Source organism: Microbacterium sp. Leaf436 (assembly GCF_001424715.1).
Lineage (GTDB): Bacteria > Actinomycetota > Actinomycetes > Actinomycetales > Microbacteriaceae > Microbacterium.
The window spans coordinates 474,950-500,687 of the sequence record NZ_LMRB01000004.1; the positions used below are offsets into that span (position 1 = coordinate 474,950).

26 protein-coding genes are annotated in these 25,738 nt (G+C 71.4%); 9 read left to right on the plus strand and 17 right to left on the minus strand.

Annotation, left to right across the window (positions count from 1 at the left end; all coding sequences use genetic code 11):
- Positions 1–4: 4 nt before the first annotated feature.
- The 5 genes from ASG45_RS14575 to ASG45_RS14595 form a co-directional block, all read right to left on the minus strand.
- Positions 5–3,043, minus strand: a complete 3,039-nt coding sequence (locus tag ASG45_RS14575; RefSeq protein WP_055839169.1) for an AAA family ATPase — start codon at positions 3,041–3,043, stop codon at positions 5–7.
- Positions 3,040–4,194, minus strand: coding sequence for an exonuclease SbcCD subunit D (locus ASG45_RS14580; protein WP_055839171.1), 1,155 nt, complete (start codon positions 4,192–4,194; stop codon positions 3,040–3,042). The genes ASG45_RS14575 and ASG45_RS14580 overlap by 4 nt, the downstream gene beginning before the upstream one ends.
- A 137-nt stretch (positions 4,195–4,331) precedes the next feature.
- Positions 4,332–4,652: a hypothetical protein gene (locus tag ASG45_RS14585; RefSeq protein WP_055839174.1), complete on the minus strand. Its 321-nt coding sequence runs from the start codon at positions 4,650–4,652 to the stop codon at positions 4,332–4,334.
- 1 nt (position 4,653) lies between these two features.
- A complete protein-coding gene (locus tag ASG45_RS14590; RefSeq protein WP_055839177.1) occupies positions 4,654–4,863 on the minus strand; it encodes a hypothetical protein in 210 nt (69 codons plus the stop codon).
- A 90-nt stretch (positions 4,864–4,953) separates the two neighbouring features.
- On the minus strand, positions 4,954–5,253 hold the full coding sequence (locus ASG45_RS14595; protein ID WP_055839180.1) for a GNAT family N-acetyltransferase: 300 nt from the start codon (positions 5,251–5,253) through the stop codon (positions 4,954–4,956).
- Positions 5,254–5,686: 433 nt separating this feature from the next.
- Here ASG45_RS14595 and ASG45_RS14600 point away from each other — a divergent pair, with 433 nt between their 5' ends.
- Positions 5,687–6,388 carry a winged helix-turn-helix domain-containing protein gene (locus tag ASG45_RS14600; RefSeq protein WP_055839183.1) on the plus strand — a complete coding sequence of 234 codons (702 nt, stop codon included), beginning with the start codon at positions 5,687–5,689 and terminating at the stop codon, positions 6,386–6,388.
- A 214-nt stretch (positions 6,389–6,602) separates the two neighbouring features.
- Positions 6,603–7,592: a DNA-3-methyladenine glycosylase family protein gene (locus ASG45_RS14605; protein ID WP_055839185.1), complete on the plus strand. Its 990-nt coding sequence runs from the start codon at positions 6,603–6,605 to the stop codon at positions 7,590–7,592.
- Positions 7,593–7,658: 66 nt separating this feature from the next.
- Here ASG45_RS14605 and ASG45_RS14610 read toward each other — a convergent pair whose 3' ends face one another.
- Entirely contained in the window at positions 7,659–8,480 is an 822-nt protein-coding gene (locus ASG45_RS14610) for a siderophore-interacting protein (protein WP_055839187.1), read from the minus strand.
- Between the two features lie 74 nt (positions 8,481–8,554).
- Here ASG45_RS14610 and ASG45_RS14615 point away from each other — a divergent pair, with 74 nt between their 5' ends.
- A complete protein-coding gene (locus ASG45_RS14615; protein ID WP_055839190.1) occupies positions 8,555–8,776 on the plus strand; it encodes a hypothetical protein in 222 nt (73 codons plus the stop codon).
- A 59-nt stretch (positions 8,777–8,835) separates the two neighbouring features.
- Here ASG45_RS14615 and ASG45_RS14620 read toward each other — a convergent pair whose 3' ends face one another.
- From ASG45_RS14620 to ASG45_RS14635, 4 genes are all read right to left on the minus strand, one after another.
- Complete coding sequence (locus ASG45_RS14620; protein ID WP_055839192.1) at positions 8,836–9,594, minus strand: iron ABC transporter ATP-binding protein; 759 nt, start codon at positions 9,592–9,594, stop codon at positions 8,836–8,838.
- Positions 9,595–9,625: 31 nt separating this feature from the next.
- Positions 9,626–10,636 carry an iron chelate uptake ABC transporter family permease subunit gene (locus tag ASG45_RS14625; protein ID WP_055839591.1) on the minus strand — a complete coding sequence of 337 codons (1,011 nt, stop codon included), beginning with the start codon at positions 10,634–10,636 and terminating at the stop codon, positions 9,626–9,628.
- Positions 10,629–11,594: an ABC transporter permease gene (locus tag ASG45_RS14630; RefSeq protein ID WP_055839195.1), complete on the minus strand. Its 966-nt coding sequence runs from the start codon at positions 11,592–11,594 to the stop codon at positions 10,629–10,631. Before ASG45_RS14630 ends, ASG45_RS14625 begins: the two co-directional genes overlap by 8 nt.
- Positions 11,595–11,668: 74 nt before the next feature.
- On the minus strand, positions 11,669–12,637 hold the full coding sequence (locus ASG45_RS14635; protein ID WP_055839198.1) for a siderophore ABC transporter substrate-binding protein: 969 nt from the start codon (positions 12,635–12,637) through the stop codon (positions 11,669–11,671).
- Between the two features lie 88 nt (positions 12,638–12,725).
- Here ASG45_RS14635 and ASG45_RS14640 point away from each other — a divergent pair, with 88 nt between their 5' ends.
- Positions 12,726–13,496, plus strand: coding sequence for a siderophore-interacting protein (locus ASG45_RS14640; protein ID WP_055839594.1), 771 nt, complete (start codon positions 12,726–12,728; stop codon positions 13,494–13,496).
- 36 nt (positions 13,497–13,532) lie between these two features.
- Here the strand turns inward: ASG45_RS14640 and ASG45_RS14645 are convergent, their stop codons facing one another.
- Positions 13,533–15,335 carry a S16 family serine protease gene (locus ASG45_RS14645; protein ID WP_055839202.1) on the minus strand — a complete coding sequence of 601 codons (1,803 nt, stop codon included), beginning with the start codon at positions 15,333–15,335 and terminating at the stop codon, positions 13,533–13,535.
- Complete coding sequence (locus ASG45_RS16755) at positions 15,332–16,303, minus strand: GNAT family N-acetyltransferase (protein WP_156459473.1); 972 nt, start codon at positions 16,301–16,303, stop codon at positions 15,332–15,334. Before ASG45_RS16755 ends, ASG45_RS14645 begins: the two co-directional genes overlap by 4 nt.
- A 127-nt stretch (positions 16,304–16,430) precedes the next feature.
- Here ASG45_RS16755 and ASG45_RS14655 point away from each other — a divergent pair, with 127 nt between their 5' ends.
- The gene (locus ASG45_RS14655; RefSeq protein ID WP_055839205.1) at positions 16,431–16,721 is read left to right on the plus strand and encodes a DUF4287 domain-containing protein; all 291 of its coding nucleotides are present in this window, start codon (positions 16,431–16,433) and stop codon (positions 16,719–16,721) included.
- A 42-nt stretch (positions 16,722–16,763) separates the two neighbouring features.
- Here the strand turns inward: ASG45_RS14655 and ASG45_RS14660 are convergent, their stop codons facing one another.
- Positions 16,764–17,372, minus strand: a complete 609-nt coding sequence (locus ASG45_RS14660) for a MerR family transcriptional regulator (RefSeq protein ID WP_055839598.1) — start codon at positions 17,370–17,372, stop codon at positions 16,764–16,766.
- 70 nt (positions 17,373–17,442) lie between these two features.
- Here ASG45_RS14660 and ASG45_RS14665 point away from each other — a divergent pair, with 70 nt between their 5' ends.
- Positions 17,443–17,943, plus strand: coding sequence for a DUF4188 domain-containing protein (locus ASG45_RS14665; RefSeq protein WP_055839208.1), 501 nt, complete (start codon positions 17,443–17,445; stop codon positions 17,941–17,943).
- Between the two features lie 29 nt (positions 17,944–17,972).
- Positions 17,973–18,833 (plus strand): sulfurtransferase, encoded by an 861-nt coding sequence (locus ASG45_RS14670; RefSeq protein WP_055839210.1) that lies wholly within the window; start codon positions 17,973–17,975, stop codon positions 18,831–18,833.
- A 19-nt stretch (positions 18,834–18,852) separates the two neighbouring features.
- On the opposite strand, the gene ASG45_RS14675 is transcribed toward ASG45_RS14670, so the two are convergent.
- Positions 18,853–20,175 (minus strand): flavin monoamine oxidase family protein, encoded by a 1,323-nt coding sequence (locus ASG45_RS14675; RefSeq protein ID WP_055839213.1) that lies wholly within the window; start codon positions 20,173–20,175, stop codon positions 18,853–18,855.
- Positions 20,176–20,379: 204 nt separating this feature from the next.
- Positions 20,380–21,834, minus strand: a complete 1,455-nt coding sequence (locus ASG45_RS14680; protein ID WP_055839216.1) for an amino acid permease — start codon at positions 21,832–21,834, stop codon at positions 20,380–20,382.
- 147 nt (positions 21,835–21,981) lie between these two features.
- On the opposite strand from ASG45_RS14680, the gene ASG45_RS14685 reads away from it, so the two are divergent.
- Complete coding sequence (locus tag ASG45_RS14685) at positions 21,982–23,184, plus strand: trans-sulfuration enzyme family protein (RefSeq protein ID WP_055839219.1); 1,203 nt, start codon at positions 21,982–21,984, stop codon at positions 23,182–23,184.
- Positions 23,185–23,202: 18 nt separating this feature from the next.
- Here the strand turns inward: ASG45_RS14685 and ASG45_RS14690 are convergent, their stop codons facing one another.
- Positions 23,203–24,009: a Cof-type HAD-IIB family hydrolase gene (locus ASG45_RS14690; RefSeq protein ID WP_268773581.1), complete on the minus strand. Its 807-nt coding sequence runs from the start codon at positions 24,007–24,009 to the stop codon at positions 23,203–23,205.
- Positions 24,010–24,295: 286 nt separating this feature from the next.
- On the opposite strand from ASG45_RS14690, the gene ASG45_RS14695 reads away from it, so the two are divergent.
- The gene (locus tag ASG45_RS14695; RefSeq protein ID WP_055839222.1) at positions 24,296–24,916 is read left to right on the plus strand and encodes a histidine phosphatase family protein; all 621 of its coding nucleotides are present in this window, start codon (positions 24,296–24,298) and stop codon (positions 24,914–24,916) included.
- Positions 24,917–25,087: 171 nt separating this feature from the next.
- Here the strand turns inward: ASG45_RS14695 and ASG45_RS14700 are convergent, their stop codons facing one another.
- Complete coding sequence (locus tag ASG45_RS14700) at positions 25,088–25,738, minus strand: Pr6Pr family membrane protein (RefSeq protein ID WP_235561636.1); 651 nt, start codon at positions 25,736–25,738, stop codon at positions 25,088–25,090.

The window sequence follows — 25,738 nt, forward strand, 5'->3', positions numbered from 1 at the left end:
CAGCCTAGGCGGGGAGCAGGGCGGCATCCTGGGAGATGACGCTCGGTCCCCTCGGTGTCGCGGTCACCTGCAGCTGCGCGGGCAGCTGGTCTCTCATCGACGCCACGTGACTGATGACGCCCACGGTGCGGCCGCCTTGCCGCAGCTCGTCGAGGGTGCGCATGGCGAGATCGAGGGTGTCGTCGTCGAGCGAGCCGAAGCCTTCGTCGATGAAGAGGGTGTCGAGCCGGATGCCCCCCGCCCGGGCCGTGACCACCTCCGCGAGTCCGAGGGCCAGGGCGAGCGACGTCAGGAAGGTCTCACCGCCCGAGAGCGAGTGCGGCGGACGGCACTGGCCGGTGAAGGCGTCCATGATCTCGAGCCCGAGCCCGCTGGCGGCCCCGCGGGCCGCGAGCGCGTCGGTGTGCTGGAGTCGGTAGCGGCCCGACGACATCTGCTCGAGACGCAGGTTGGCGGCCACGACGATCTCTTCGAGCTCGGCGGCCAGCACGAAGGTCTCGAGCGTCATGCGGCGGGTGTTGGGCGCGCGTCCGGCGAGGGTGTCCGCCAGACGGGCGACGACCGCGTGCTCTTCGGCCAGCTCCGCGATGGCGGAGTGGCCGGCATCGGCCCGCTGGGCGAGGCCTCGCAGACGGTCAGCGAGAGTCCGCGCCTCGGCGTGCGCGGCGGCGGCCTGCTGCACGGTCTCGCGCGCCTGCCGCACGGCGGCCGTGAACGGCGCGAGATCGAGCGGCTCGTCGCTCGCGTCGACGAGCGCCAGCTCCAGGTCGAGCAGGCGCTGCCGGGCGGAGGCGATCGCCGTCGCGTGCTCCGTGACGATCGCGTCGAGACGTCGGCGCTCGGCCGCCGGCCGCAGGGCGACGACGACCGCGTCGACGTCGTCGAACGAGGTGTCGGCCACGAGGTCGTCGAGGGTCGTCCGGGCGTCGAGGTGCGCGGCCCGCGCGGCGGCCACGTCGGCGCGCGTGGTCAGCAGGTCGCGCACCGCCGTCCGATGCGACTGCAGGTCGTTCTGTCGCGCGGTGACGGTCGCGAAGTCGCCGCGCGCCCGACGCACGTCGTCGCGCAGCGCGTCGCCCCGCTGCTGCGCGAGGGCGGCATCCTGCCGCGCCGTGGCGAGGTCGGCCGTCAGGCTCTCGATCCGCGCCGCGATGGCGACGTCGATCTCGACGGCACGCGCACGCTCCGCTTGAAGCTGCTCGAGGTCGGCGACGTCGGCGAGAGCGCTCGCGAGCGCGGTCTCGGCCGCGGCGAGGCGGTCGGTCAGGGTCGCGACGCTGTCTCCTCCCGCCCGAGCGGCAGCGAGAGCGTGGTCGTCGCGGGCGATCCGGGCGGCGTCGGAGGCGAGCCGGTCGGCGTCGACCGCGGCGTTCTTGCGATCTTCGGCGGCGGCGATCTGCTCGTCGGTCACCGAGGCGTCGCCACCCACGGCGGGGGCCGGGTGCTCTCGGGAGCCGCAGACGGAGCACGGTTCTCCGTCGACGAGCTCGTGGGCGAGTTCTGCGGCGGCGCCCGCCAGGCGACGCCGCAGCAGCGTCGTCCACGCGTCGACCGCACGCTGCAGATCGTCGGCGCGGACGAGAGAGGAGAGGTCGGCCTGGTCGCGCTGCTCGAGCAGTCGCGCCGCCTGGTGGGCGGCATCCAGCCGACGTCGAGCCTCGTCGCGAGCTGCCAGCGCGGCCTGTCGCCGGTCGGGGGCGCCCTGGAGGGCGGTGAGGCGCTCGTCGAGCGTCTGGAGCAGATCGGGCACCTCGCGGCGACCGTCGACGAGGGCGTCGCGCTCCCGCTCGAGCGTCTGCACGCGCGCGGTGGCCTGCGCGACCGCGGCGTCGGCGTCGACCAGTTGCTGCTCGGCGACACGCGCGGCCTCGGCCTGGGCGAGCAGTGCGGTCAGCTCATCGTCTCGTGCGGCGAGGGCGTCGTCGGTTCCGGCGTCGCCTTCCCCCACGGCGCGCGCACGGTCGAGGGCTGTCCCGTGACGCTTCTCTGCGGCGGTCACCGCGGTCGCGGCCCGCTCCGCAGCGTCGACCGTCGCCCGGAGCGCCTCGGCCGCGGCCGCCGCGGCCGCTTCGTCGCGCGCGCGCTCGACCGCGTCATTCTGCGCCTCGAGGGTGGCGAGCTCCCGGCGCACGCGCACGCGGTCGCGCTGACGCTCGTGCAGCGTCGCGGCCTCGCGTTCCGCCGTGAGAGCCGCATCGAAACCCGCATCGGCCGACTCTCGATCTCGGGCGAGGGTATCGACGAGGTAGGCGGCCCTCTCGACGGCGCGGACGACGAACGCCAGCCTGTCGGCGACGGCGCGGGGGGCGTCGTCGGACGCCGGGGAATCGCCGGACGACGACGTGACCTCGGAGTCGGGGGCACCGCCGTCGAGTTCCGCCGTCAGACGCTCGGCCTCGTCGAGGAGGGTCGAGACCTCGATCCCCTCGGCGGCGAGGCGCACCTGGGCGCGCTTGCGACGTTCGTCGAGATCTGCGGTGTATTGCTCGAACGAACGCGTACCGAACAGGGTGCGTAGCAGCGTCAGTCGCTCGTCGTTCTTGGCCAGGAGGAACCGCGCGAAGCGGTTCTGCGCCAGCAGGATGACCTGGAGGAACTGCTGCTGACTCAGCCCCACGATCTCGTCGAGGCGGGTCGCCACGTCGACGGGGCGCGCCGCGACCCCGGTCCACCCCTGCGGGGTCTGCACCTCGAGGAGGGCGCGGTGCGGCTCTTTCGTGGTGCCGCCGCCACGGCGCTTGGGCCGCTCGAACTCGGGCGAGCGGGTGATGCGCCATCTCCCGCCGTCGGCGCTGAACTCGAGCGTGACGCGGGTCGGGTCGTCGGGGGTGCAGTGGTCGCTGCGCAGGCGCCGTTCCGCTCCGTCGTAGCGGGGCACTCCCCCGTACAGGGCGTAGCAGACGCCGTCGAGCACGCTCGACTTGCCCGCCCCCGTGCGCCCCGTGATGAGGAAGATGCCGTCGTCGGCGAAGGCGTCGAAGTCGACCGCCTGCGTGTCGAGGAACGGGCCGAAACCCTCGAGTTCGAGCCGGTGGAGCTTCATGCGCGTGCCTCGGAGACCGCCCGGGTGTCGAGGACCTCGCGGATGAGGGATCGCTCGGCCTCGGTGGCGCCCTCGCCCTCGCGCACGTGAGCGAGGAACGCGTCGATGACCTCGGCGTCGTCGCGGGCCGCCCGCACGCGTCTCGCGTAACCGACGCCGTCGTCGGCCCGGGTCTCGGCCGGAACGTGCGCGACGGTGGCGCACCACGGGAATCGTGCCTGCAGCCGTCGCATGGGATCGGGCTGAGGAGTCGCGTCGGTGTACTCGGCGCGCACCCAGTGCTCGTCGTGGCCGTTGAAACGTTCGTCGGAGAGGAGGTCGTCGAGGGAGGCACGCAGGGTGACGAGGGGGCGCGGAACGGGCAGGTCGAGCCACCGCACGTCGGCGAGACCGTCGCCGTCGAGCTCGACCAGCCACGAACCACGCGGTTTGCCCGCCTCGCCGAAGCTGTAGTGCACCGGTGCTCCCGCGTACCGCACGCGATCGGAAAGCTGCTGCCGGCCGTGGATGTGCCCGAGCGCGACATAGTCGGGCCCGTCGAAGGCCGAGAGGGGAACGACGTCGAGGCCGCCCTGACGGATCTCGCGCTCGACGCCGGGGGTGGCCTCCACTCCCGCGGCGAAGCAGTGCGCCGCGACGACGGAGCGGCCGCCGCGTTCGGCCAGATCGTCGCGCACGAGGTCGAGGGCGTGCGCCATCGTCTGCGCCTGGCTTCGCAGCTCGACGCCCTCCCACAGGTGACGCACGATGGCGGGTTCGAGGTAGGGGATGCCGTAGATGTGGACCGGCCCGTGCTCGTCGTGCACGGTGACCGGCGTTCCCACCGACAGCGGATCGGTGACGACGGTGATGTCGTCGCGCAACAGCGCCGATTGGAAGCCGAGACGGGCGGCGGAATCGTGGTTGCCGCTGGTGACCACGACGCGGGCACCCGCGTCGACCACCGCCGCCAGGGTGTGGGACAGGAGCGGGTAGCACGCGGCTGCGGGCGTGGCCGAGTCGAACACGTCGCCGGCGACGATGACCACGTCGACGTCGTTCTCGCGGACCTGGACGACGAGGGCATCGAGCACGCCGCGCAGGGCGTCGAGCGTCGAGTGCCCGTGGAACGATCGCCCGATGTGCCAGTCCGAGGTGTGCAGGATGCGCATGCAGACACGGTACGTCGCACCTCCGACATCGGCTCGCAGCAAACGCCTGCCTGCGGTGACGACTCACCAGAACCAGGACGCCGCGAAGACGGCGCCCCACCCCGGGGTCACCGGGGCGGGGCGCCGTCGATCGGTTCTCAGGCCCCGTTGACCTCGGCGACGAGGGCGCGGATGCGGTCGTCTCCGAGATCGAGACCGATGTCGGAGAAACGCTGACGAAGGACGTCGGCGACGCGCTCGTCGCTCTTCCCGCCGACGTCGGCGCGGGTCTGGACCACGACACCGGCGATGCGGGCCTCGTCGTCGGTGGGGTGGGTGTCCATCATCGGCTCCGACTGCTCGTCGGGGCGCGCGGGACGCTTGCTCTCCTCGTGCACGGCACCGCCCACGGAGTCGGCGGGCGACGCGCCACCGTCGGGACCGGCGGAAGGTTGCGGGGCTCGGGTCTCGTCCGACATGTCAGTCCTCCGTGCTCAAGTCGGGGTCGATGCCCTGGCTGGCGGCATCCCCCTCGATCGGGTCCGAGGGCTCGGCGTCGTTGAGGCGCGGCGAACCCTTCGCGTTCTCGTTCTGCTGAGCGGTCTCGCCGTCGGCGACGGCACCACTCTCCCAGCCACCGGGCGGGTCGGCGTTGATGACACCCTCGGGCAGGTCGCGGTCGTCTGTCATGACTTCCCCTTTCGACCCCTCCAGCATCGTGGCGCCACCATCCCCCGCAGCGGGGGTTGACGGCATTGCGGCTCCTGCGTAGGCGTCGCCTCAGGCGGACGGCCGGGTATGCAGGAGGCCGGCGCGTTCCGGATGGGCCTCGAACCACTCCCCCACGTACCAGCACACCGGCAGGATCCGGCGGCCACCGGCCGCCTCGATCGCGTCGACGGCGCGTTCGGTCACCACACCGGCGTACCCATGCCCCCGGAAGGTGGGAATGGTGAACGCGCGCGTGAGGGCGATGGTGCGCCCGTCGTCGCGATAGTCGAGCACCGACACGAGGTCGTCGCCGTCGTGAAGGGTGAATCGCGAGGCGGTCTTGTCGTCGGCGAAGTGCAGGTCGGCCATTCCGTGAGGGTACGCCGCTTCGCGACTCCGGGCGCCGATGCAGCAGAATGCTCGAATTGCGCGCGCGTGGGCGACGAACACCGCGCATGATGCGCAACGGGACACGCGATCGCTCGATTTGACGCGATCCGACTCGGTGCGTCATAATCCCCCCATGACTGTCAACGCGCGTTCTCTGTCCGCCCGGGAGGCGAACAGGACTGCCGGCATGATGATGCCCGGCCGCGTTGTCATGTGTTGTCGAATGTGCCGCTAACCGCGACCCCTCGTACGGACGACCTCGGTTTCTGAACGCCGACCTCGTCCCCCGGTCGTCTGGCATCCGCGTCGATCACGCGTACCCCGACACCGCACCCCGGCCCTCTCGGCCCTCACCTCCCGCTGAACCCCGCATCGTGACGCACGGGTTCACCACCCAAGGACTTCATCGCTCATGTCGATCTCCGCCGTTCTCGACCGCACCCAGCCTTCCGCCGTCCGTACGCAGGCTTCCGTCCCCGCCGAAGCACCCGCCGCCCCGCGCCCCGTCGCCGGGACCGCCCCCCGCGGCTTCGCCCTCTACGTCGGCATCGACGAAGAGAAGGCCGCCGCCGCCGGTGTCAGCCTCGGCACCCTCGTCGAGGCCCTCCGCCGCACGCTGAGCGAGCTCGCCCCCGCCGCCGAGACCTACGCCACGGTGGCCCTCGCCCCGGCCGGCGCCGGTGGCCGCGACGTCGACGTCGTCCGTCTCGCGCTGCACGAGCCGTCGGCCGTCGCCCGCACCAAGGACGAACCCGTCGACGAGGACCGCGCCCCCGGCGGCGTGGTCGTCGACATCTCGCGCAAGCGCGTGCTCATCGACGGCGAGTCGGCCGCCTTCACCTTCAAGGAGTTCGAGCTGCTGCAGTACCTCGTGCTGCGCGAGGGGCGCACGATCGAACGCACCGAACTGGTGGCTTCGCTGTGGGAGGGCTCGACCGACGACGACGCCCCGGGCGAACGCACCATCGACGTGCACGTGCGGCGCCTGCGTGCGAAGCTCGGCGCCTACGAAGACATCGTGCGCACGGTCCGCGGCGTCGGGTACCGCTTCGACCGGCACGCCGACGTCTCGATCCGTTACGGCCACGGCACCCCCTCGCCCGACCGCTTCTGATCGCTCGCCGCCGCATCCGGTGTTCTGTGCGCACTGGTCGCGGTCAGTCTGCATGATCGGTGGGGCTGGAGTGCACGGGAGGGAGTGTAAGGACGCGAGCGGATGGATCGGTCATGCAGATGAGCCGAACACCAGCCGCGACCGGCGCCGCGAACCCCACGGCCCCGCACAGCCCGGATGCCGCGATGTCGGAGGGCCGACGTAGGGTGTCGGCATGAGATCGACCGGGGTGCGCGCGCGGCAGTCACCGCGTGAATCGCCGGTCGTCGCGGATCGCCCGATCGAGTCGGAGTACCGTCCCGCGCGCCCCGTCGACATCGGTCGCGCGGTCTCGGCGCAGCGGCACGGTCGTAACGACCCCACGTTCTTCGCCACGGCGCCCTTGCGCGACGGAGGCATCGTGTGGAGGGCCAGCCGCACCCCCCTCGGTGTCGCGACCCTCGCTCTGCGACAGAGTGTCGGCGGTTCCGTGCGTGCCGCAGCCTGGGGACCGGGCGCAGAATGGGCGATCGACCAGCTGCCGGCGCTGTGCGGAAAGCTCGACGAAGCCGACGGGTTCGACGCCTCCCGGCATCCCCTGGTCGCCGAATGGCACCGACGGCACCCCGACCTGCGCATCGGCCGCACCGACCTGGTGTTCGACGCCCTGGTCAGCGCCATCATGGAGCAGAAGGTCACGAGCATGCAGGCCTTCTCGGCCTGGCGCAGCATCGTCACCTGGTACGGCGAGCGCGCACCGGGTCCCCCTCCGCGGCCCCTGTTCGCTCCCCCCGACATCGAGGGATGGCGCCACGTTCCGTCGTGGGCCTGGCACCGGGCCGGCCTCGAGCCGCCGCAATCGCGGACCATCGTCGAGACCGCGCGTCGAGGCCCGACGATCGTGCGCGCGGCGAGCGCCGCGGTCGACGGCGAGGCCCGCGACCGCGTCTTCATCAGCCTGCGCGGCGTCGGCATCTGGACGAGCGCCGAAACGCGCATCCGCGCGTTCGGAGATCCGGATGCCGTGAGCGTGGGCGACTACCATCTCGCCCACCAGGTGGGTTTCGCCCTGACCGGCCATCGCACCGACGACGACGGCATGCTCGAGTTGCTCGAACCGTTCGCCGGTCACCGTCAGCGTGTCATCCGGTTGATCTACGCCGGGTCGGGCCTCGAACCGCGTCGCGGCCCGCGGCTGCACCCCGAGGATCACCGCGATCGCTGAGGGCGCACCCGCGGCGTCCGCCCGCGCGCGGCGCAGGGAGGTGGCGGTCGCCGTCGATCCCCCGGGTCAGTGTCCGCGCGGAGCACGCCAGTAGCCGGTGAACGAGATCGCCCGTTTGTCGACGCCCGCCCGCACCCAGTGCCGACGCATCGCGCTGACCAGCGACTGCTCGCCCGCCACCCACGCGTAGGCCGGGAGTCCATCACCCGGCGCCGCCTCGGTCGCCGCGTCGCGCGCGGCCGCTCCCGGCGTCGCGTGCGGATCGGCGCGCACGACCCACCGCACGTCGACGCCGTCCGGGGCGGCGAGTGTTCGCACATCGCCGGCATCCGGAACCTCCACGACGGCCGTCCCCGTCGCGGCGGGATCGAGCGACGCCAGAATGCCGGCGAGCGCCGGCAGCGCGGTCTCGTCGCCGACGAGGGCGATCGGGCCGGCGAGATCGGCGGGCGGGGTGAACAGCACCCCCTCGTCGAGGATGGCGACGGCGTCTCCCGGGGCGCACGTCTCGGCCCACGTTGCTGCCGGACCCGCCGTCCCCTCGGCGGCGGATCCGTGCAGGACGAAGTCGACGTCGAGCTGCGCCGGCTGCTCCCCCGCCGGGCGGAAGTCGGCGACGGTGTAGTTGCGCAGAACCGGGCGTTCCGTTTTCGCGATCGCGAGGTACCGCAGGTACGCGAACGAGTCGAGGCGCTGCGGGAGGCGGGTCAGGGTGCCTTCGGCGACCGGGAGGAAGAGGCGGAACCACTGGTCGCGACCGAGGGGCACGAAGCGCGCGAGATCGTCGCCGCCCAGGGTGACGCGGGCGAACGACGGCGACAGCCGCTGCCGGCGCAGGACGTGCAGGGTGAGCAGCTCGCTCTTCTCGGGCTTCACGCGTGTGGTCATCGGGCTTCCTCGTTCTCTCGGGGACGGGTGGGCGACGACCGGCGCGGACGCGCGCGGCCGCCTAGGCTGGGCGCATGATGCAGACAGGGACCGGCTGGCCGCGCGGACGCACGTACTGGATCCTCGGCACCCTGCTGCTGCTGGGTCTCGGCATCCTGTTCGGACTCGTGTGGCAGAACGTGTGGCTCGGTGTCGTCATCGCCGCGGCGGTGTCGGTGGGGTGGCTCATCGCCTACGAATCCAGCCGAGGGCGCAACGTCGGCGTCAACGATCCCGACAACGGCATCCAGCTGTAAGACGCCCCCGCGCGGGGATTCCCGTCTCCGCATGCCGGAGCGGCGGCGGTGCGTGCAGGTCATCGGTAGTAGACCGCCAGCGGATAGGGTCCGTCTCGGCGCACGTCGACGGGGGTGCCGAACACCTGCTCGAGCGTCGTCGGGGTCATGAGTTCGTCGGGGGTCCCGACGTGCACGACCTGCCCGTCGGCGAGCGCGACGATGCGATCGGCGTAGGCCGCGGCGAAGTTGATGTCGTGGACGACGATGACGATGGTCTTGCCCAGTTCGTCGACCGCGCGGCGGAGCTGACCCATCATCGCCACGGCGTGCTTCATGTCGAGGTTGTTGAGCGGCTCGTCGAGCAGGATGTAGTCGGTGTCCTGGGCGAGCACCATCGCGACGTAGGCGCGTTGCCGTTGCCCGCCCGAGAGCTGGTCGAGGTAGCGGCCCGACAGCTCGGTGAGATCGAGGAACGCGATGGCCTCGTCGATCTTCACGTGGTCCTCGGCGGTGAGGCGCCCCTGCGAGTGCGGGAAGCGGCCGAAACCCACGAGCTCGCGCACGGTCAGGCGGGTGACGAAGTGATTCTCCTGCCGCAGGATCGACACGATCTTCGCCAGGGCACGACCCGGCGTGGTGGTGACGTCGTTGCCCGCGATGGTGGCGCGGCCGCTCGTGGCGGTCGCCAGGCGCCCCACGATCGTCAGCAGGGTCGATTTGCCCGCACCGTTCGGGCCGACGAGGGCCGTGATTCCCCCGGCGGGGATGTCGAGGGTCACCGGACCCAGGACGGTCAGGTCGCCGTAGGTCATGGTGACGTCGGTGAGGGAGATCACGAGACGTACCGCCCCGGTGAGCAGGAGAGCATCAGAGACTGCCCTTTCGCAGCAGGTAGACCAGGAAGAACACGCCACCGACGAACTCGATGATGATCGAGAGCATGCCCGCGGCGTAGAACACGTGGCGCAGCACGAAGTACCCGCCGAGCAGCGCCGCCATGCCGAGGAGCACGGCGAAGGGCAGCACGACCCGGTGCTGCGAGCTGCCGGCGAGTTGGTACGCCAGGGTGGCGACGATGAAGCCGAAGAACGTCATGGGTCCCACCATCGTCGTCGAGACCGAGATGAGCACCGCGACCAGGACCAGCATCCCGATCACCTCGCGACGGTAGGCCAGTCCGAGATTGAGCGAGGTGTCGCGTCCCAGCGCCAGCACATCGAGTCGGTGACGGGCCCGCCAGACGAGAGCGAGCACCACGGCGACGACCAGGGCTCCCCACGGGAGGTACTCGGCATCCGAGTTCGAGAGGTTGCCGAAGAGTCGGGCCGAGAGGATGTCGAAATCGCTGGGGGTGAGCAGTCGTTGCATGACGGTCGAGAGCGAGCCGAAGCCGACCCCCAGCACGACGCCGACGAGCAGCATGATGTGCAGGTTGCCGCGGCGCCCCGCGAACAACCAGCCGTACAGGAGCGTCGCGAAGCCCACCATGAGCACGCTCTGCACGACGACCTTGAGCAGCCCGTCGGTCGCCGACAGGGCGGCACTGCCGAAGAAGAACACCAACGCCGTCTGCATCACGACGTACAGGGCGTCGAAACCCATGATCGACGGCGTCAGGATGCGGTTGGCGGTGGCGGTGTGGAACAGCACGGTCGCCACCGCCTGGCAACAGGCGACGAGGGCGATCGTGGCGACGCTCACCACGCGCAGGTTCACCGCGATCCAGAACCCCCGCGAGCCGGGCACGCCCGGCACGTTCCACGTGAGCACGCCGACGGCGGCCACGATCACGATGAGGGCCAGGATGCCGAAACGCAGGCCGATCCGCCGACGGCGGGCCGCACGGGCGGGCGCGGGGCGGGTCAGGATCTCAGCCACGGGCACGCATCCTCAACAGCAGGGTGATGAACACCGCAGAGCCGACCACGCCGAGGATCATCGAGACGGGCACCTCGAACGGCATCCGTACGACGCGGCCGACGATGTCGCAGACGACGACGACCGCGACTCCCCCGAGGCACACCCAGGGAAGGTTCGCGCGGGCGTTGTCGCCGCGCCACATCGACACGAGGTTGGGAACGACGAGCCCGAGGAAGGGGAGGAAGCCCACGACCACGGTCGTCACTCCCGTGGCGACGGCGACGAGGGCGGTGCCGACGAGCAGGACGCGGGTGTGGTCGAGGCCCACCGAGGTCGCGAGGTCGCGGCCGAGACCGGCGACGGTGATGCGGTCGGCGTAGAGAAACACGAGCACGACGATGAGCGCGACGATCCACAGCACTTCGTAGCGTCCGCGGACGATCGAGGTGAAGCTGCCCATGAACCACGTGCCGAGCATCTGCAGCGAGTTCGTCGAGACGGCGAGGTAGGTGGTGAACGCCGAGACGACGGCGCCGAGCATGATCCCGATGAGCGGCACCACGAGCGAGGAGCGCAGCGAGATGCGCTGCAGGATGCCGATGAAGACCATCGTCCCGACGAAGGCGGCGAGGGATGCCACGACCATGCGCACCGGAAGGGGCGCGGCCGGGGCGACGAGCACCGTGACCAGCAGCCCCAGCGCGGCCCACTCGGAGGTGCCCGTGGTCGACGGTTCGACGAAGCGGTTCTGCGTGAGCAGCTGCATGATGAGGCCGGACACGGCCATCGCGCAGCCGGCGAGCACGAGCGCGAGGGTGCGGGGCACGCGCGAGATGAGGAACATCTCGGCGCCGAAGCCGTCGCCGGCGATGTCGTAGACGCCGACGAACAGCGAGAGCACGACGAGGGCGGCGACGCCTGCGAAAGCGGCGGGCAACGCGAGCCGCGTACGAGGGCGGAGGGCGGTGGCGGTCATGGCATCCCTCCCTCCCCACTCGCGCGAGGGGTCGGATTCTCGACCCGTCGCGCGAGCGGGGGTGGGGTCGGGCTTCAGGAGGCGAAGGCCTCGGCGGCCGAACGGTAGAGCTTCGTGTACGCCTGGATGCCCTCGTCGAGGTAGAAGCTGCCGTCGAGGTAGACGACCTGGTCCTTCTGGACGGCGGGGACGTTCTTCAGCGCTTCGGCGTTCTCGATGAGGTCCTTCGCCGAGACGTAGCCGTCTTCGCCGAACATCGCGTCGCGGTCGAGCACGAAGAGCCACTCCGGGTTCGCCGCGGCGATGGCCTCGACGCTGATGTCGTCGCCGTGCGACGCATCCTCGGCGGAGCGCTCGAGCGCGGGGGTCAGGCCGAGCGTCGGGAACAGCGTGCCGACGCCCCGACCCTCGCCGGGCGCGGCGTAGGCGATCTTGCCGCCCGAGGTGATGAGGCCCATGACGCTCTGCGACGGGTCGTAGGCCGCACGGGCGTCGGCGATCGCGGCATCCAGATCGGCGGAGAGCCGGGTGGCCTCGTCGTTCTTGTCGAACACCTGGCCGAGGATGGCCGTCTGACGCTTCAGCTCGGTCATGTGATCCTGACCGTCGCGCGGGCTCGTCTCGATCGTCGCGGGCTGGATGTCCTTCAGCTGCGCGTAGATCTCACGGAAGCGGTAGCCCCCGACGATGAGGTCGGGCTCGGCCGACAGGACGGCTTCGATGTCGGGCTCGCGGTGCAGACCCACATCGAGCACCTCGTCGCCGCCCGACAGCGAGGGCCACAGGTCGTACATGAGCGGCTTGGGCGCAGCGACGAGCGTGACACCCCAGTCGCTGAGCGTCTGGAACGTCGTGTTGTCGAGCGCGACCACGCGCTCGGGAGCGACGGGCACCTCGATCGAGCCGTGGTTGTCCTCGACCGTGACGGTGGTCGCGGCGGCCGGGGTGTCGCCGGGGGCGGCAGCACCCGCGGCGCAGCCGGTGAGCGCGAGGGTGGCCACCAGGGAGGCGGCGGCGAGGGGACGGAACAGGCGGGTACTCATGCGAATCTCTCCAGTGCTGTGTCGGTTCGAGCCGCGACGGGAATGCCGAGACGGGTCGAGAAGTTAGGTTAGCCTTAGCTTTGTGAAGATGTCGAACCCGACCCTTGGAGCCCGTCTGGAGCCCCGCCGTCACGAGCTGGTTTTCCGCAGGGCGACCCTCGCGCGCCGCACCTTCCTGACCCCGGCGTACGTGCGCCTGCGCCTGGAAGGCGCCGAGCTGCGCGGATTCGACTCCCCGGGGGCCGACGATCACATCCGCGTGTTCTTCCCGGCCACGCCCACCGACGACCTGCGCGACTCCCCCAACCGCGAGTACACGCCGGTGAGCTGGGATGCCGCGGCGGGCTGGCTCGACATCGACGTCGCCCTGCACGCGAACGGCGTCGGCAGCCGGTGGGCCGAGCACGCTCCCCTCGGCGCCCCGGCGGGCGTCGGCGGACCCCGCGGATCCCTGGTGCTGGTCGGGCGACCGGATGCGTGGTTGCTCGCCGGCGACGAGACGGCCGTTCCGGCGATCCGTCGCTTCGCGGCGGCGATGGACGACGACGCCGTGGGCCGTATCGCGATCGAGGTGCCCGACGCCGCGCACGACCTCCCGGTCGCCGCTCCCGCGGGAGTGGAGGTCGTGCAGGTGCACCGCGGCGATCGCGCACCCGGCGCGGAGCTCGCCGACTGGCTCGACGCGCTCGACATCGAGGAGCAGCCCGACGGGTGCGTGTTCGGCTTCGTCGCGGCGGAGCAGGCGATCGTCCGCGCGGGGCGCGCCCTGCTTCTCGACCGGTGGTCGGGCGACCCCGCCGCCACCGTCGTGAAGGGCTACTGGAAGCGCGGCACCGCCGAGTACCACGCTCCGCACTGACGTGGGACTCGGCCGATCACGCGGCCGGTCATCGACTCAGTCGCGCTCCACCCCGGCGGCGAACGCCAGCACGCGGGCCCGCAGGAACGGGGTGGCGTAGACCGTCGAGGCGCCCGGCGTGGGCGACGCGACGGCGGTGGCGGTCGCGTCCGCGAGCGCTCCACGCACGAGAGGCACCGCGGCGCCGGCGTCGGCGAGCGCCTCGACCGCGCGCACGGCGTACTCGTCGCCCACCGCGATCCGCTGCTGCACGGCGACGGCCGGGTCGACCCCGTCGGGGACGCGGACGCGGGATTGCGCCAGCAGCGGTGGGGTACTGCGCGCGAACGACGTCGTCGCGATCGCCACGGCGAGCCAGCTGCCGTCGTCGCCGGCGAGCGCCGCGAGGTCGTCGCGCGACGCCGCGAGCGCTCGGGAACGGAGGGCGGCCAGATCATCGGCGGCGACGGGACCGTCTCCGGCTCGCGCGTCGTAGGCGTCGGAGGCCGCGATCGCCGCGCGACGCAGGAGCGACGCGAGACCGTCGAGGTCGGCGTCACGGTCGAGCGCTCCCGCACCGTCGTCGGCGACGTCGCGACGGTCGATGTTCGCCTGCGCCGTCGCCAGCGACGACAATGCCAGCGCCGAGGCGGTGCGTCCCCCCTCGAGGCCGCCGGCGTCGGTGTCGTCGGACGCAGGCTGCTCCGCCAGGGCGCTGCCGGCGTACCCGGCCAGCGCGTACGCCTCGGCCGCGGCGCCGATGCCCTCGAGGGCGAGGTCGGCCGCGTCGAGGGTGTCGGGCGGGTTCTGGGCCCACGTCGCGAGGAGCTCGACGGCCGCCGCGCGCGTCGCCGCGGCGGATGCCATCGCGTCCTCGACCGAGACCGCGGAGGCCGCCGCGACCGCGGCGAGGTCGGCCGCCGCCACCGCGGCCGACAGCGCGCCGGCCTCGTCGCCCGCCTCGCGCAGAGTCTGCGCGCGGGCGAGGGCCGCTCGCGCGGGTACCGCCCGGGCGTCGTCGACCGTTGCAGCGAGGGCGGTGTCGGCCCGCGCTCGCGCGTCGTCGACGGCGGCGGCGATGGCCTCCGACCCGGGTGCGTCGGCGAGCGACTCGGAGCCCTCCGTCGCGCTGGGCAGCGGCGTCGGCGAGGCAGCCGGGGTGGGGAACGCCGCCTCGGGAAGGTCTTCGCCGGTCATGACCGCGTAGGCGCTCGCGACGTCGGCGACCTCGGCGATCGTCATTCCGCCCGTCGCCGCGAGCTGGTCGAGGTCGACGGCCGCCCCGTCGGCGTCGACCGCGATGCGCTGCCCCGCGGGCACGAGGATCGTGTCGATTCCGCCGGCCTCGATCGCCGCCGACACCTGCTCCGGCAGTCCGGCGACGGGGCTCACCGTTCCGAAGGGGGTGACCCCACCGGCGAGCGCGACCCCGGGCTGCACCTCGGTGCCGTAGTACAGCGCCAGCACCCCGACCGCGGTGACGGCGCCGGCCCCGGGAGTGTCGATGCGCGCGTCGAGGCCGAAGGTGTAGGCGGTGTCGGGACGGGCGCCCGTGAGCAGCGTCGCCGCGGCGACGGCGGTCCAGGTCGCGGACTGGGTGACGGGGGCGACCCCCGAGACGTCGTTCTCGGTGATGTCGATGCTCAAATCGCCGCCGTCGGCCGAGGCCGCGGTGATGCGCTGGGAGGTGACGCCGCCCTTTGCGCCGTGGGCGTGCAGCACCGGGACCGTCAGCTCGTCCCCATCGAACGAGCCGTCGGATCCCGTACCGAAACCGAGCGAGAACCGCAGGTCGCACCCCGCGAGCACGACCACGCAGACGAGGGCGAGTGCGGTGGTGACGAGCGGACGGAACCTCACGCGTCGCCGCCGAGCCCGACGTACAGGGCGCAGGCGGCGTTGTAGTAGTCGCGCGTCTCGCCCGCCGGGCGCAGGCCGATGCGTTCGGCGACCGCACCCGACGCGGTGTTCGCCGGGTTCGTCACCGCGACGAGACCACGGATCCCCTGGCGTTCGGCGAGCGCGCGCACGGCCGAGGCCGCTTCGGTGGCGTAGCCGGCCCCCCACGCGTCGGGGTGGAAGTGCCAACCGATCTCGATGTCTTCGGGCCGACCGTCGCCCGCCCCGGACGACCACGGGATGCGCTTCAGCAGCACCGAGCCGAGGCGTCGACCGTCGGTCGTCTCGACGGCACGCACCCCCAGGATGCCGTCGGCCAGACCGACCCAACGATCGAGCAGGGCGTCGACCTCGGCAGTGTCGGTCATCACGTCTCCGGTGCCGAGGTACCGCCGCACCTCGGGCCGGCGGTACATGTCGAACAGGAACGCGCGGTCCTCGTCGGAGCGGGTCCAGTCGCGCAGCACCAGGCGATCGGTGGCGAGGCGGGTGCGCCGCATGGGCAGGTGCGGAATACCGTCTTCGGCGAACGGCGGCCCCGACACGACGAAGCCGAAGCGGGCGTACCAGGGGGCGAGGTGCGCCTGCGCGTCGAGCAGGATCGGGATGCCGGGAGCCTCGGCGTCGAGCACGTCGACGGCGGCGCGCATGAGGTCGGCCGCGATACCGCGTCCGCGCGCGGCGTTCGCGGTGGCGACGCGACCGATGCGCGTGTTGGCGGGCTCACGGAGCAGGCGGAGGGTCGCCAGGACGTCGTCGCCCTCGGTCGCCCAGAGCAGCTCCGCCCCCTCTTCGATGTCTCGGCCGTCGATCTCGGGGTACGCGGCCTCTTGCTCGACGACGAACACCGCCACGCGCAGCCAGAGGATGCGGTAGAGGGTGCGGGGGTCGATCTCGGCGACGGGCGCCCGGTGCAGGATGACGGCCATCGTCCGACCGTATCGCGGGCGCCCGACATCGTCGCGCCGGGCCCCCGGGGCGGGCGCACCGCGGCGTCGTCCCGGGGCGGCTCGACGGGCCTGGACCGATGTCGGAGGCGGACGCTAACCTCCGGTCATGTCCTTCCAGTCGTACCTCGACAACATCGAGACCAAGACGGGCCTCACCCCGCGACAGTTCGTCGCCCTCGCCGAGCAACGAGGCTTCGGCGCCGGCACGAAGGCGACGCCCATCCTGCAGTGGCTCAAAGACGATTACGACCTCGGTCGCGGTCACGGGATGGCGCTCGTGCACGTCATCACGAAGGGGCCGAGAATCTCCGACGCCCACGTCGGTCGGGCCGGCGCCCACGGCGATGCGAGCGACACGCTCTGGCTCGACGGCGCGGCGACGAATCCGAACGGCTGACGCGCGGGCGCGACGACCCGGCCGCCGCACGCGCGGTACGAGTCAGCCGGTGCCGAACCGTCGCGAGGCGGCGATCTGCTCCGCCACCCGCCGAAGGGCCAGCACGAGCGGTTCGACCAGCGCCGTTCCCAGCACGACATAGCGCACCGCGTCCTCGATGGAGGCGTCGGGCGTCGCGGCGAGCTCGGCCTCGCCGATCGCCGACAGATGTTCGACGTACGCCGACATCACCGATTCCGGCACCGTGAACCCGGCGCGATCCAGAGCGGCCAAGGCATGGGCCACGGCCGCGATCTGGTCGGGGAAGCATTTCTCAGGGCTTCCTCCCATGCGCACGAGCAGCGCGGTGGCCTCGGTGAGGTCGACATCCGCGGTGATCTCGGGGGTCACCGCGGCGTTGGCGGCGCCGAGCAGGTCGTAAGGGTTCTGCGGCGGATCCTCGAGCACCGTGACGACGCGGCGCACGCCCGCGATCCCGACTCCCGCGTCGACGAGGGCACGGATCACCCCGAGGCGCTGCAGGTGGGCCTCGCCGTACGAGGCCTGCGTGGGCGAGGTGCGCTCCCCCTCGGGCAGGAGCTTCTCGCGGAGGTAGTACTTGATCGTCGGGACGGAGACCCCACTCGTCATCGCCAATTCCGAGATGCGCATCACTTCCCCCTTGACTCGATAGCAAGACTATCCAACACTAGATAGCACCACTATCCAGTAAGGACGAGCCATGGCATCCCTTCTCCGCGGTCGCATGACCCACCACCACGAGGGCGAACTCGTCGTCTTCCACATCGGCATGACGATCAACCGCTGGTACCGCCCCGACAAATGGATGCCGATCCTCGGCGAGATGGGCCCGATGCTGCGCGAGCTGAGCACCGACCCCGAATCGGGACTGAAGGGCTTCACCGTCCTGCTGGGTGCGCGGGGCCCGTACCTCGTGCAGTACTGGTCGTCGCTCGAGAAGCTCTACTCGTACGCGTCGGCGCCGGGGCAGGCCCACCGCGCCGCGTGGTCGCGGTTCAACAAGCGGGCACGCACGGCCGAGGGCGCCGTGGGCATCTGGCACGAGACGTACGTGGTCGAACGGGCGGAGTCGATCTACGTCGACACCCCCGCGATGGGGTTGCCCCGGGCGACCTCGATCATCCCCGTCGGCGCGCGACACGACGGCGCCCGCGCGCGCGTCGCCGATGGCGCCACCCCGCGTACGGCGGGGACCGAATGACACGGGCCCGGCACTCGCATACTGGAGGAATGAGCCGCATCCTCGTCACCGCGTCCGACCTGCAGGCCGCCCTCTCGGCCGGCGCGTTCCCCGACGGCGGTCCCGTGCGCGTCCTCGACGTACGCTGGCGCCTCGATCGTCCGGACGGACGGCCGGATTACCGCGCCGGCCACATCCCGGGGGCGCAGTACGTCGACCTCGACCACGATCTCGCCGCGCACGGAGCGGCGACCGAGGGCCGGCATCCGCTCCCTCCCGTCGAGGCGTTGCAGAACGCCGCCCGACGGTGGGGCATCGACGCCGGCGACACGGTCGTCGTCTACGACGACCTGAAGAACATGTCCAGTGCCCGCGCGTGGTGGCTGCTGCGGTTCGCGGGCGTCGCCGACGTGCGCCTGCTCGACGGGGCGTGGCGGGCCTGGACCGAGGCCGGATTCGACCGCGAGACCGGGGATGCCGTCATCCCGACGCCGGGCGACATCGACCTCGCCTACGGCGCGCTGCCGTCGCTCGAGCTGGGCGAGGTGGGCGCGTTCGCCGACGATTCCCTGCTGCTCGACGCGCGCGCCGCGGAGCGCTACCGCGGCGAGGTGGAGCCGATCGACCCGCGGGCGGGACACATTCCCGGGGCGATCAGTGCGCCGACGACCGAGAACGTCGACGCCGACGGGCGTTTCCACACTCCCGACGCGTTGCGGTCGCGGTTCCGCATGCTCGGCGCCGAGGACGGCATGTCGGTGGGCGTGTACTGCGGCTCCGGCGTGACGGCGGCCCACCAGGCGGTGGCGCTGACCCTGGCCGGGTTCGAGTCGCGCGTGTTCCCGGGGTCGTGGAGCCAGTGGTCGAACCACCCGGAGCTGCCGGTGCAGACGGGACCCGCACCGCGCTGAGACCGGCGCCGCCGACGGGCTAAGCCCAGAGATCACTCACCGGGATGTCGTGACCGAGCACGTTCTGCGCGGCGCGATGGCCCGACAGCATCGCGCCGGGGACGGTGGCCGGATCGTCGCCCCAGGTCGCCTCCCCCGCGAGGTGCAGCACCCCGCCGACGGGCTCGGCGAGATCGTCGTGGTCGGCACCGACCGATCCCGGCAGCATGTACGCGTAGGAACCCCGCGAGAACGGGTCGTCCTGCCAGCGCGTCACGATGGCGCTGGTCGGTTCCGCGACGACATCGCCGTACAGGCGCCGCAGCTGCGCCACGGTCGAGGCGACGATCTCGGCATCGGTCCACTCCCGCGTCGCGACGGCGGCCGGGCCCGCCGCGAAGGTGAGCAGCGCGTGCTCGTCGTGGAGTCGCCCGATGTCGTACCAGGAGTGCCACCACTCCCCCTCGTCGCCGAGTTGACGGATGCCGTAGACCCCGGCATCCCAGAATCTTTCGTCGAAACGCAGCACGACCTTCTCGAAGGCGTTCATGCGCACGAGGTCCAGGGCGCGGCGATGAGGAGCGGGAAGCTCGGGCTCGAACACGACGTCGCCGGCGTGCAGCACCCCGACCGGAACGGTGACGACGGCCCGGGCGGCGGCGAAGGTGCCGTGGTCGGTGTCGACCCGCACGCCCTCGGGCGACCAATGCACCCGCGAGACGAGGTGTCCGAGGCGCACGTCGAGGCCGTCGGCGAAGTTCCGGGCGAGTTCGTCGTACCCGTGCGGGAACACGACCTCGTCACCGTTGACGGTGTCGTCGTCGAGGCCGTGGGCGCCGAGGGCGTCCATGCCGATGCCGTACTGCTCCTGGGCGCGGCGGTCGTTGTACTCGCGCACGCGTTCCGTCCGTTCGGCATCCCAATCCTGTGCGGCGAGCGCCGTCTCGACGACGTCGGCGTAGGTGGCATCCGGATCGGCGTCGGCGATGATCTCGACGAGGGCGGCGTTCAGCGTGCGGATGTCGTCGGCGTACCGCCGCACCGCGTCGTCGTCGAGTCGCTCGCCGTCGGCGTCGAAGTAGGCCAGCGGGCGGCTGTCGGGCTGGTATCCCCCGACGGTGAACTCCCTCATCGGCATGCCGAACGCGCGGGCGGCCTCGGCGACCGGGCTGTCGTCGATGCCGTGGATCCACGAGGCCCCGCGGTCGGTGACGTGCCCGTGCGAGCGGTCCGAGAAGACGCGCCCACCGATCCGATCGCGTGCCTCGAGCACGACGACCCGGCGGCCGGCGCGGGCCAGCAGACGCGCCGCGGCGAGGCCCGAGATCCCCGCGCCGACGACGATCGTGTCGACAGTGTCCATGCGTCCTCCCCCGTTCCAGGCCGATCGCTCGACCCGACTTCCCGCGACCGTACTGCGGGCGGAGAGCCGCTGGCATCCGCCTCGCCGGAGCGTACCTGGCATGCGGGTGGACACCGTGTACAGGAGTGCGCGTCCGCGCGAAGCACGACGACCCCTCCACCGAGCAGAGGGCGCCCGCACGCCGTCACGGGCCGCCGAGCGGGGTCAGGACGCGGGCGCCTCTTCGTCGAGCGCCGCGGGCTTGACGCCCCGACGACCGTAACGCCACCAGAAGAACAGGTAGCAGAGCCCCACGAACGGGAGGCCGAAGTACAGCGCCGCGACCTGCTGCGGGTCGAAGGCGATCGCCACGATCGACGCGGTGAGCAGCACGAAGGCGAGGATCGGCACCAGCGGATACAGCGGTGTGCGGTAGGCCAGGCTCGACAGGTCTCCGCCCGCGCGCAGGAACGCCCGGCGGTGGAAGAACTGCGCGGCCACGATCGACATCCACACCGCGACCGCCGCGAAACCGGCGATCGACACGAGCACGAGGTACACCGTCTCGGCGGCGATCACGCTGGAGATCAGCGAGACCAGGCCGATGGCCAAGCTCACGATCAGCGCGACCAACGGGATGCCGCGGCGGGTGAGGCGCGTGAACGAGCGGGGCGCGTAGCCCTCTTCGGCGAGCGAGAACAGCATGCGCGCACATGAATACAGACCGCTGTTGCCCACCGAGAGCAGCGCGGTGATGACGACGAAGTTCATGATGTCGGCTGCGTAGGGCACACCGACGTACTCGAAGACGTCGACGAACGGACTCGAACTGAGCCCGGCCTTCTCGGAGGGCAGCAGGGCCGCGATGACGGTGATCGAGCAGACGAACAGCACGAGCAGGCGCAGCACGGTCGAGCGGAGCGCCCGGGGGATGTTGCGACCCGGGTCTTTGGTCTCGCCCGCGGCGACGCCGACGAGCTCGGCACCGCTGAAGGCGTAGAACACCGCGAGAGAGGTGATGAGCACGCCGCCGAGACCCGCGGGGAGCAGCCCCTCGGGGGTCACGAAGTTGCTCAGGAGCACGGCCTCGTGAGGGGTGGTCGACAGGGGCGTGAAGCCGAAGATCGCCATCGTGCCGAGCACGATCAGCGCCAGGATCGCGACCACCTTGATGAGTGCGAACCAGAACTCGGTCTCACCGAACACGCGCGCCGAGATCGCGTTGAGCGTGAACAGGATGCCGGCGAACACCAGGCACCACACCCAGACGTCGACCGTGGGGAACCAGCGCTGCATGAGGATTCCGGATGCCGTGAACTCCGACCCGAGGGCGACCACCCAGCACAGCCAGTACAGCCACGCCGTCACGAAGCCGGTCGCCGGCCCCATGGTGCGTGCCGCGTAGATGTGGATGGACCCCGAGACGGGATAGACGACCGCGAGCTCGCCCAGGCACACCATGACCAGCCAGACGACGAAGGCACCGAGCAGGTACGCGAGCACGGCGCCCAGCGGACCGGCCTGGTGGATCGTGTAGCCCGAGCTGAGGAAGAGTCCCGACCCGATGACGCCGCCGAGGGCGATCATCACCAGGTGGCGCGCATCCATCGCCCGCCGCAGGTGGCGTTCGGGCGTGCCCGCACCGGACCGCTCGAGGGGCTGACCCGTGGGTCGGTTCATGGGTGTTCTCGCATTCGTGCTCGAGCCGGTGGCAGACGGGACTCGCGGGCGCCGCAGGTCAGAGTAATGGATGCCGCCGACACGACCGCGCTCACTACGCTGAGGCGGTGCCGCTCCCTCGTCGGCGCGGACGGGAAGGACTCCGAGATGACCACGCGCCCCGATCGCACCGACGCCCACTCACTGGGAGAGGCGAGCCTGGCCGTCCACGGCGGGAAGATGCTCGACAGCACTCGCGCGCTGAGGACGCCGCTGGTCATGTCGAACTCGTTCGCCCTGCCCGACGATCCGAGCGAGATCAGCTGGTCGGCGTACGAGCCGGGCCTGTACACCCGCAACACCGGGGTGAACCAGGCCGCGCTCGAGGCGAAGCTCGCCGCTCTCGACGGGGGCGAGGCGGCGGTGGTCCTCGCTTCGGGCGTCGCCGCTCTGCACGCCGTGTTCTTCACCCACGTGAGGGTGGGCAATCACGTCGTCGTCAGCGACGTCGTCTACGAGGCGACCTGGCGACTCTGGACCGAACTGCTTCCCGAGCGGTACGGCATCCACGCGACCTTCGTCGATGTGACGGATCCGGATGCCGTTCGCGCCGCCCTGCGCCCCGAGACGCGTCTCGTGTGCGTCGAGGCCATCGCCAACCCGACCACGAAGGTCGCCGACATCGCGATGCTCGCCGAGATCACGCACGCGGCCGGGGCGATCCTGATGGTCGATTCGACCTTCACGCCGCCGCCGTTCTACCGCCCGCTGGCCGACGGCGCCGATCTGGTCGTGCACTCGTTGACGAAGTACATCAACGGACACGGCGATGCCATGGGCGGGGCCGTGATCGGACGCACCGATCTCATCGACCCGATCAAGGGCGACGCGATGGTCGACGTGGGCGGCGTCATCTCACCCTTCAACGCCTGGATGATCCAACGCGGGTCGGTGACGCTGCCGCTTCGACTGCGTCAGCACTTCGCGTCGGCGCAGCGGGTGGCCGAGATGCTCGAGGCCGATCCGCGGGTGGCGTTCGTCGCGTACCCCGGGTTGGCGTCGCATCCGCAGCACGAGGTGGCCGCTCGGCAGTTCGGCGGTCGAGAGTTCGGCGGCATGATGGCGTTCGCCGTCGAGGGCGACCCCGCCGCGCAGAACCGGTTCGTGTCGCACCTGCGTCTGATCACGTCGGGATTCTCGCTCGGACACGAGGACAGCCTGATCGTGCACACCGCGGCCGGGGGACCCCGGACCGCGACCTACCCCGAGGAGTTCCGGCGTTACGGTCACCTGCGCCTGTCGGTCGGCCTGGAAGACGCCGACGACCTGATGGCGGATCTCTCCGCCGCGCTGGACGCGACCGCGCGCTGAGTCGATCAGCCCCGTCGATCAGCCGGCGAGCAGATCCTCGATCGTCGTGATCACGCCGTGGTCGACGTTCGACGGAGCCCGGTGACGCGCGCGGGCGACGACGTCGGGGTGGGCGTTGTGCATGGCGAACGACCAGTCGGCGGCATCCAGCATCTCGAGGTCGTTGAGGTAGTCGCCGAACGCGACGGTCTGCGCGGGGGTGACGTCGAGGGCCGCCTGCAGACGGCGCAGGGCGACGCCCTTGTCGACGCCGGGATTCATGATGTCGACCCAGTGCTGTCCCGATACGACGACGCGATGGGTCTCGGCGATCTCGTCGAGCGCGCGTCCGACGCTGTCCTCGGCGAGCGCGAAGTCGTACACGGCGATCTTCAGGACGTCGTCGTCGATCGCCAGCACGTCGTCGACGATCTCGAGGGCGGCGTAATAGATCGCGGCCTGGGAGCGGAACGCCTCGTCGGTGCGCTCGATGTAGGCGGAGCGCTTGCCGCACACCACGACGCCGAGATCGTATCCCTCGGCGGAGAGGCGGCGCAGGCGCTGGACGGCCCGCGCCACGACGGCGGGTTCCAGGGCGTCGGATGCCACTTCCACCCCGGCTCGTACGACGTAGGCGCCGTTCTCGGCGATGAAGGTCATGGCATCCGCCGCGTCGCCGAAGGTGGCGCGCAGGGTGGCGAGTTGGCGTCCCGACGCGGGCACGAACGTCACGTCACGTTCTTCGAGCCTGGGGAGCAGACCCCAGAGGGTCTCGGGCACGTTCCCGGACGCGTCGAGAAGGGTGCCGTCCATGTCGACGGCGATGAGGCGGATGTCGTGGGGCACGCGGCCATCTTCGCAGGCTCCGGAGCGGGGCACGCGGCGGCCGACCCGGCATCCCGAACCTGGGAAAACTATGAATAACAGAATCATCACGGCCGACTCTTCCGTTCCGTTACCCCACCGTTATAGAGTGCTCGCACGGTAGTTGTTTTGCTGTGGCAGCTACCGACATGTGATTGCAGGACACTCTGGTGCAGGAAAGGGCCGGTCGGGTTTTCTCGACCGGCCCTTCGTCCTTTCCCGGGTCGTGGCGTTCCCGCGACCGCTCCGCACGCGCGAGGATGGTTCCGTGAAGGACGACGACCTGACCGAACCCGACGGACGCCTCGTTCTGGTGCGCCACGGCGAGACCGAGTGGAGCCGCACCGGTCGCCACACCGGGCTCACCGACATCCCGCTCACCGAGACCGGCGCATACAAGGCCGAGCTCGCGGGCACCCTGCTGGCGACCCGCCGGTACGACCTCGTGCTGACGAGCCCCCTCGAGCGCGCCGTCGAAACCGCGCGGCGGGCGGGCTTCCCGCGGGCGCAGCACGAACCCCGCCTGGTCGAGTGGGATTACGGCGCTTACGAGGGCCTCACCACGCCCGAGATCATCGAGCAGCTCGGCCGTCCCTGGACCATCTGGCAGTCGGGGGCGCCGGCCGGCGCGACCCCCGGCGAGAGCATCGAGCAGGTGACCGCACGCGCGGCGTCGCTTCTCGACGAGCTCCGCCCCCGCGTGCGCGCCGGCGAACAGGTTCTCCTCTTCTCGCACTCGCACTTCCTGCGCGCGCTGGCCGGCGTCTGGCTCGGGCTCACCGCCGCCGGCGGTCGCTACTTCGTGCTCGGCACCTCCGCGGTCAGCGAACTCGGCTTCGAGCACGGCTCCGAGGTCATCACGCAGTGGAACCACGTGCGCGGACGCTGACCCCGGCCTCCCGGCATCCGGTCTCGACGATGCCGCGCATCTCAGCGATCCGACGAGTGCAACCGGAGTCCTCGGTCCGGCGTGGTTCCGGATGCCGAAGCCTCGGCGTCGCGCGACCGCGCACCCCGGACGGAGCGACCGCGGACGCGTGAGCAGTCGCCCGCCCGTTCGCTAGTCGCGGGTCGGTCCGGCGCGCAGGACGACGCCGGGTGCGCGCGAGCCCGCCCACGCAAGGGCACCCGCAACGACGAGCGCGAGGAGGATCCCGATCGAATACCCGGCGAGAGACACGACGCCCCGCTCCGGCAGCAGGAACCCATACGGCACCCAGCCGTCCGTGACTCCGCGGATGAGGACGACAGTCAGCCAGGCAAGCGGGTAGGGGAGCACGATCCACAACGTGCCCCACGGCACAGGGCGACGGTCTCCGACGATCAGCCAGTCGACCAGGACGAAGAGAGGGAAGAACACGTGCAGGATCGCGCTCACCCAGGCGGGCGCCGATCCCGTCCCCGGCACGAGCACGTTGTACACCGCGGCGACCACGATGAGGCACGCCACGGCGACGGCTCGTGCGCTCGTCAGCCAGCGCGGCGCGGGACGGCCGGAAACCATGAGAGCCCCCGTCGCGATGAGCACGCCGCTCGTGAGCAGGCTGGTCTGGTTCGTGAAGTAGCCGAAGTAGTCGAAGGGATTGTCGTCTCCGACGGCGACGCGTCCCGCGAAGGTGAGGAGGAGGACTCCCACGACCGCGACGGCAACCAGGATGCGCGTCCACCCGATGACGAGCATCACGCGACGATCGGCAACGGACGAAGACAC

What these genes read in the sequence shown, in the direction of transcription:
- ASG45_RS14610 (WP_055839187.1), bottom strand. Translation starts at nt 8,480, where the DNA reads ATGACCACACGCGTGAAGCCCGAGAAGAGCGAGCTGCTCACCCTGCAC.
- ASG45_RS14585 (WP_055839174.1), bottom strand. Translation starts at nt 4,652, where the DNA reads ATGTCGGACGAGACCCGAGCCCCGCAACCTTCCGCCGGTCCCGACGGT.
- ASG45_RS14600 (WP_055839183.1), top strand. Translation starts at nt 5,687, where the DNA reads ATGTCGATCTCCGCCGTTCTCGACCGCACCCAGCCTTCCGCCGTCCGT.
- ASG45_RS14605 (WP_055839185.1), top strand. Translation starts at nt 6,603, where the DNA reads ATGAGATCGACCGGGGTGCGCGCGCGGCAGTCACCGCGTGAATCGCCG.
- ASG45_RS14660 (WP_055839598.1), bottom strand. Translation starts at nt 17,372, where the DNA reads ATGCGCATCTCGGAATTGGCGATGACGAGTGGGGTCTCCGTCCCGACG.
- ASG45_RS16755 (WP_156459473.1), bottom strand. Translation starts at nt 16,303, where the DNA reads ATGGCCGTCATCCTGCACCGGGCGCCCGTCGCCGAGATCGACCCCCGC.
- ASG45_RS14670 (WP_055839210.1), top strand. Translation starts at nt 17,973, where the DNA reads ATGAGCCGCATCCTCGTCACCGCGTCCGACCTGCAGGCCGCCCTCTCG.
- ASG45_RS14640 (WP_055839594.1), top strand. Translation starts at nt 12,726, where the DNA reads ATGTCGAACCCGACCCTTGGAGCCCGTCTGGAGCCCCGCCGTCACGAG.
- ASG45_RS14675 (WP_055839213.1), bottom strand. Translation starts at nt 20,175, where the DNA reads ATGGACACTGTCGACACGATCGTCGTCGGCGCGGGGATCTCGGGCCTC.
- ASG45_RS14575 (WP_055839169.1), bottom strand. Translation starts at nt 3,043, where the DNA reads ATGAAGCTCCACCGGCTCGAACTCGAGGGTTTCGGCCCGTTCCTCGAC.
- ASG45_RS14595 (WP_055839180.1), bottom strand. Translation starts at nt 5,253, where the DNA reads ATGGCCGACCTGCACTTCGCCGACGACAAGACCGCCTCGCGATTCACC.
- ASG45_RS14635 (WP_055839198.1), bottom strand. Translation starts at nt 12,637, where the DNA reads ATGAGTACCCGCCTGTTCCGTCCCCTCGCCGCCGCCTCCCTGGTGGCC.
- ASG45_RS14615 (WP_055839190.1), top strand. Translation starts at nt 8,555, where the DNA reads ATGATGCAGACAGGGACCGGCTGGCCGCGCGGACGCACGTACTGGATC.
- ASG45_RS14665 (WP_055839208.1), top strand. Translation starts at nt 17,443, where the DNA reads ATGGCATCCCTTCTCCGCGGTCGCATGACCCACCACCACGAGGGCGAA.
- ASG45_RS14655 (WP_055839205.1), top strand. Translation starts at nt 16,431, where the DNA reads ATGTCCTTCCAGTCGTACCTCGACAACATCGAGACCAAGACGGGCCTC.
- ASG45_RS14630 (WP_055839195.1), bottom strand. Translation starts at nt 11,594, where the DNA reads ATGACCGCCACCGCCCTCCGCCCTCGTACGCGGCTCGCGTTGCCCGCC.
- ASG45_RS14680 (WP_055839216.1), bottom strand. Translation starts at nt 21,834, where the DNA reads ATGAACCGACCCACGGGTCAGCCCCTCGAGCGGTCCGGTGCGGGCACG.
- ASG45_RS14685 (WP_055839219.1), top strand. Translation starts at nt 21,982, where the DNA reads ATGACCACGCGCCCCGATCGCACCGACGCCCACTCACTGGGAGAGGCG.
- ASG45_RS14590 (WP_055839177.1), bottom strand. Translation starts at nt 4,863, where the DNA reads ATGACAGACGACCGCGACCTGCCCGAGGGTGTCATCAACGCCGACCCG.
- ASG45_RS14580 (WP_055839171.1), bottom strand. Translation starts at nt 4,194, where the DNA reads ATGCGCATCCTGCACACCTCGGACTGGCACATCGGGCGATCGTTCCAC.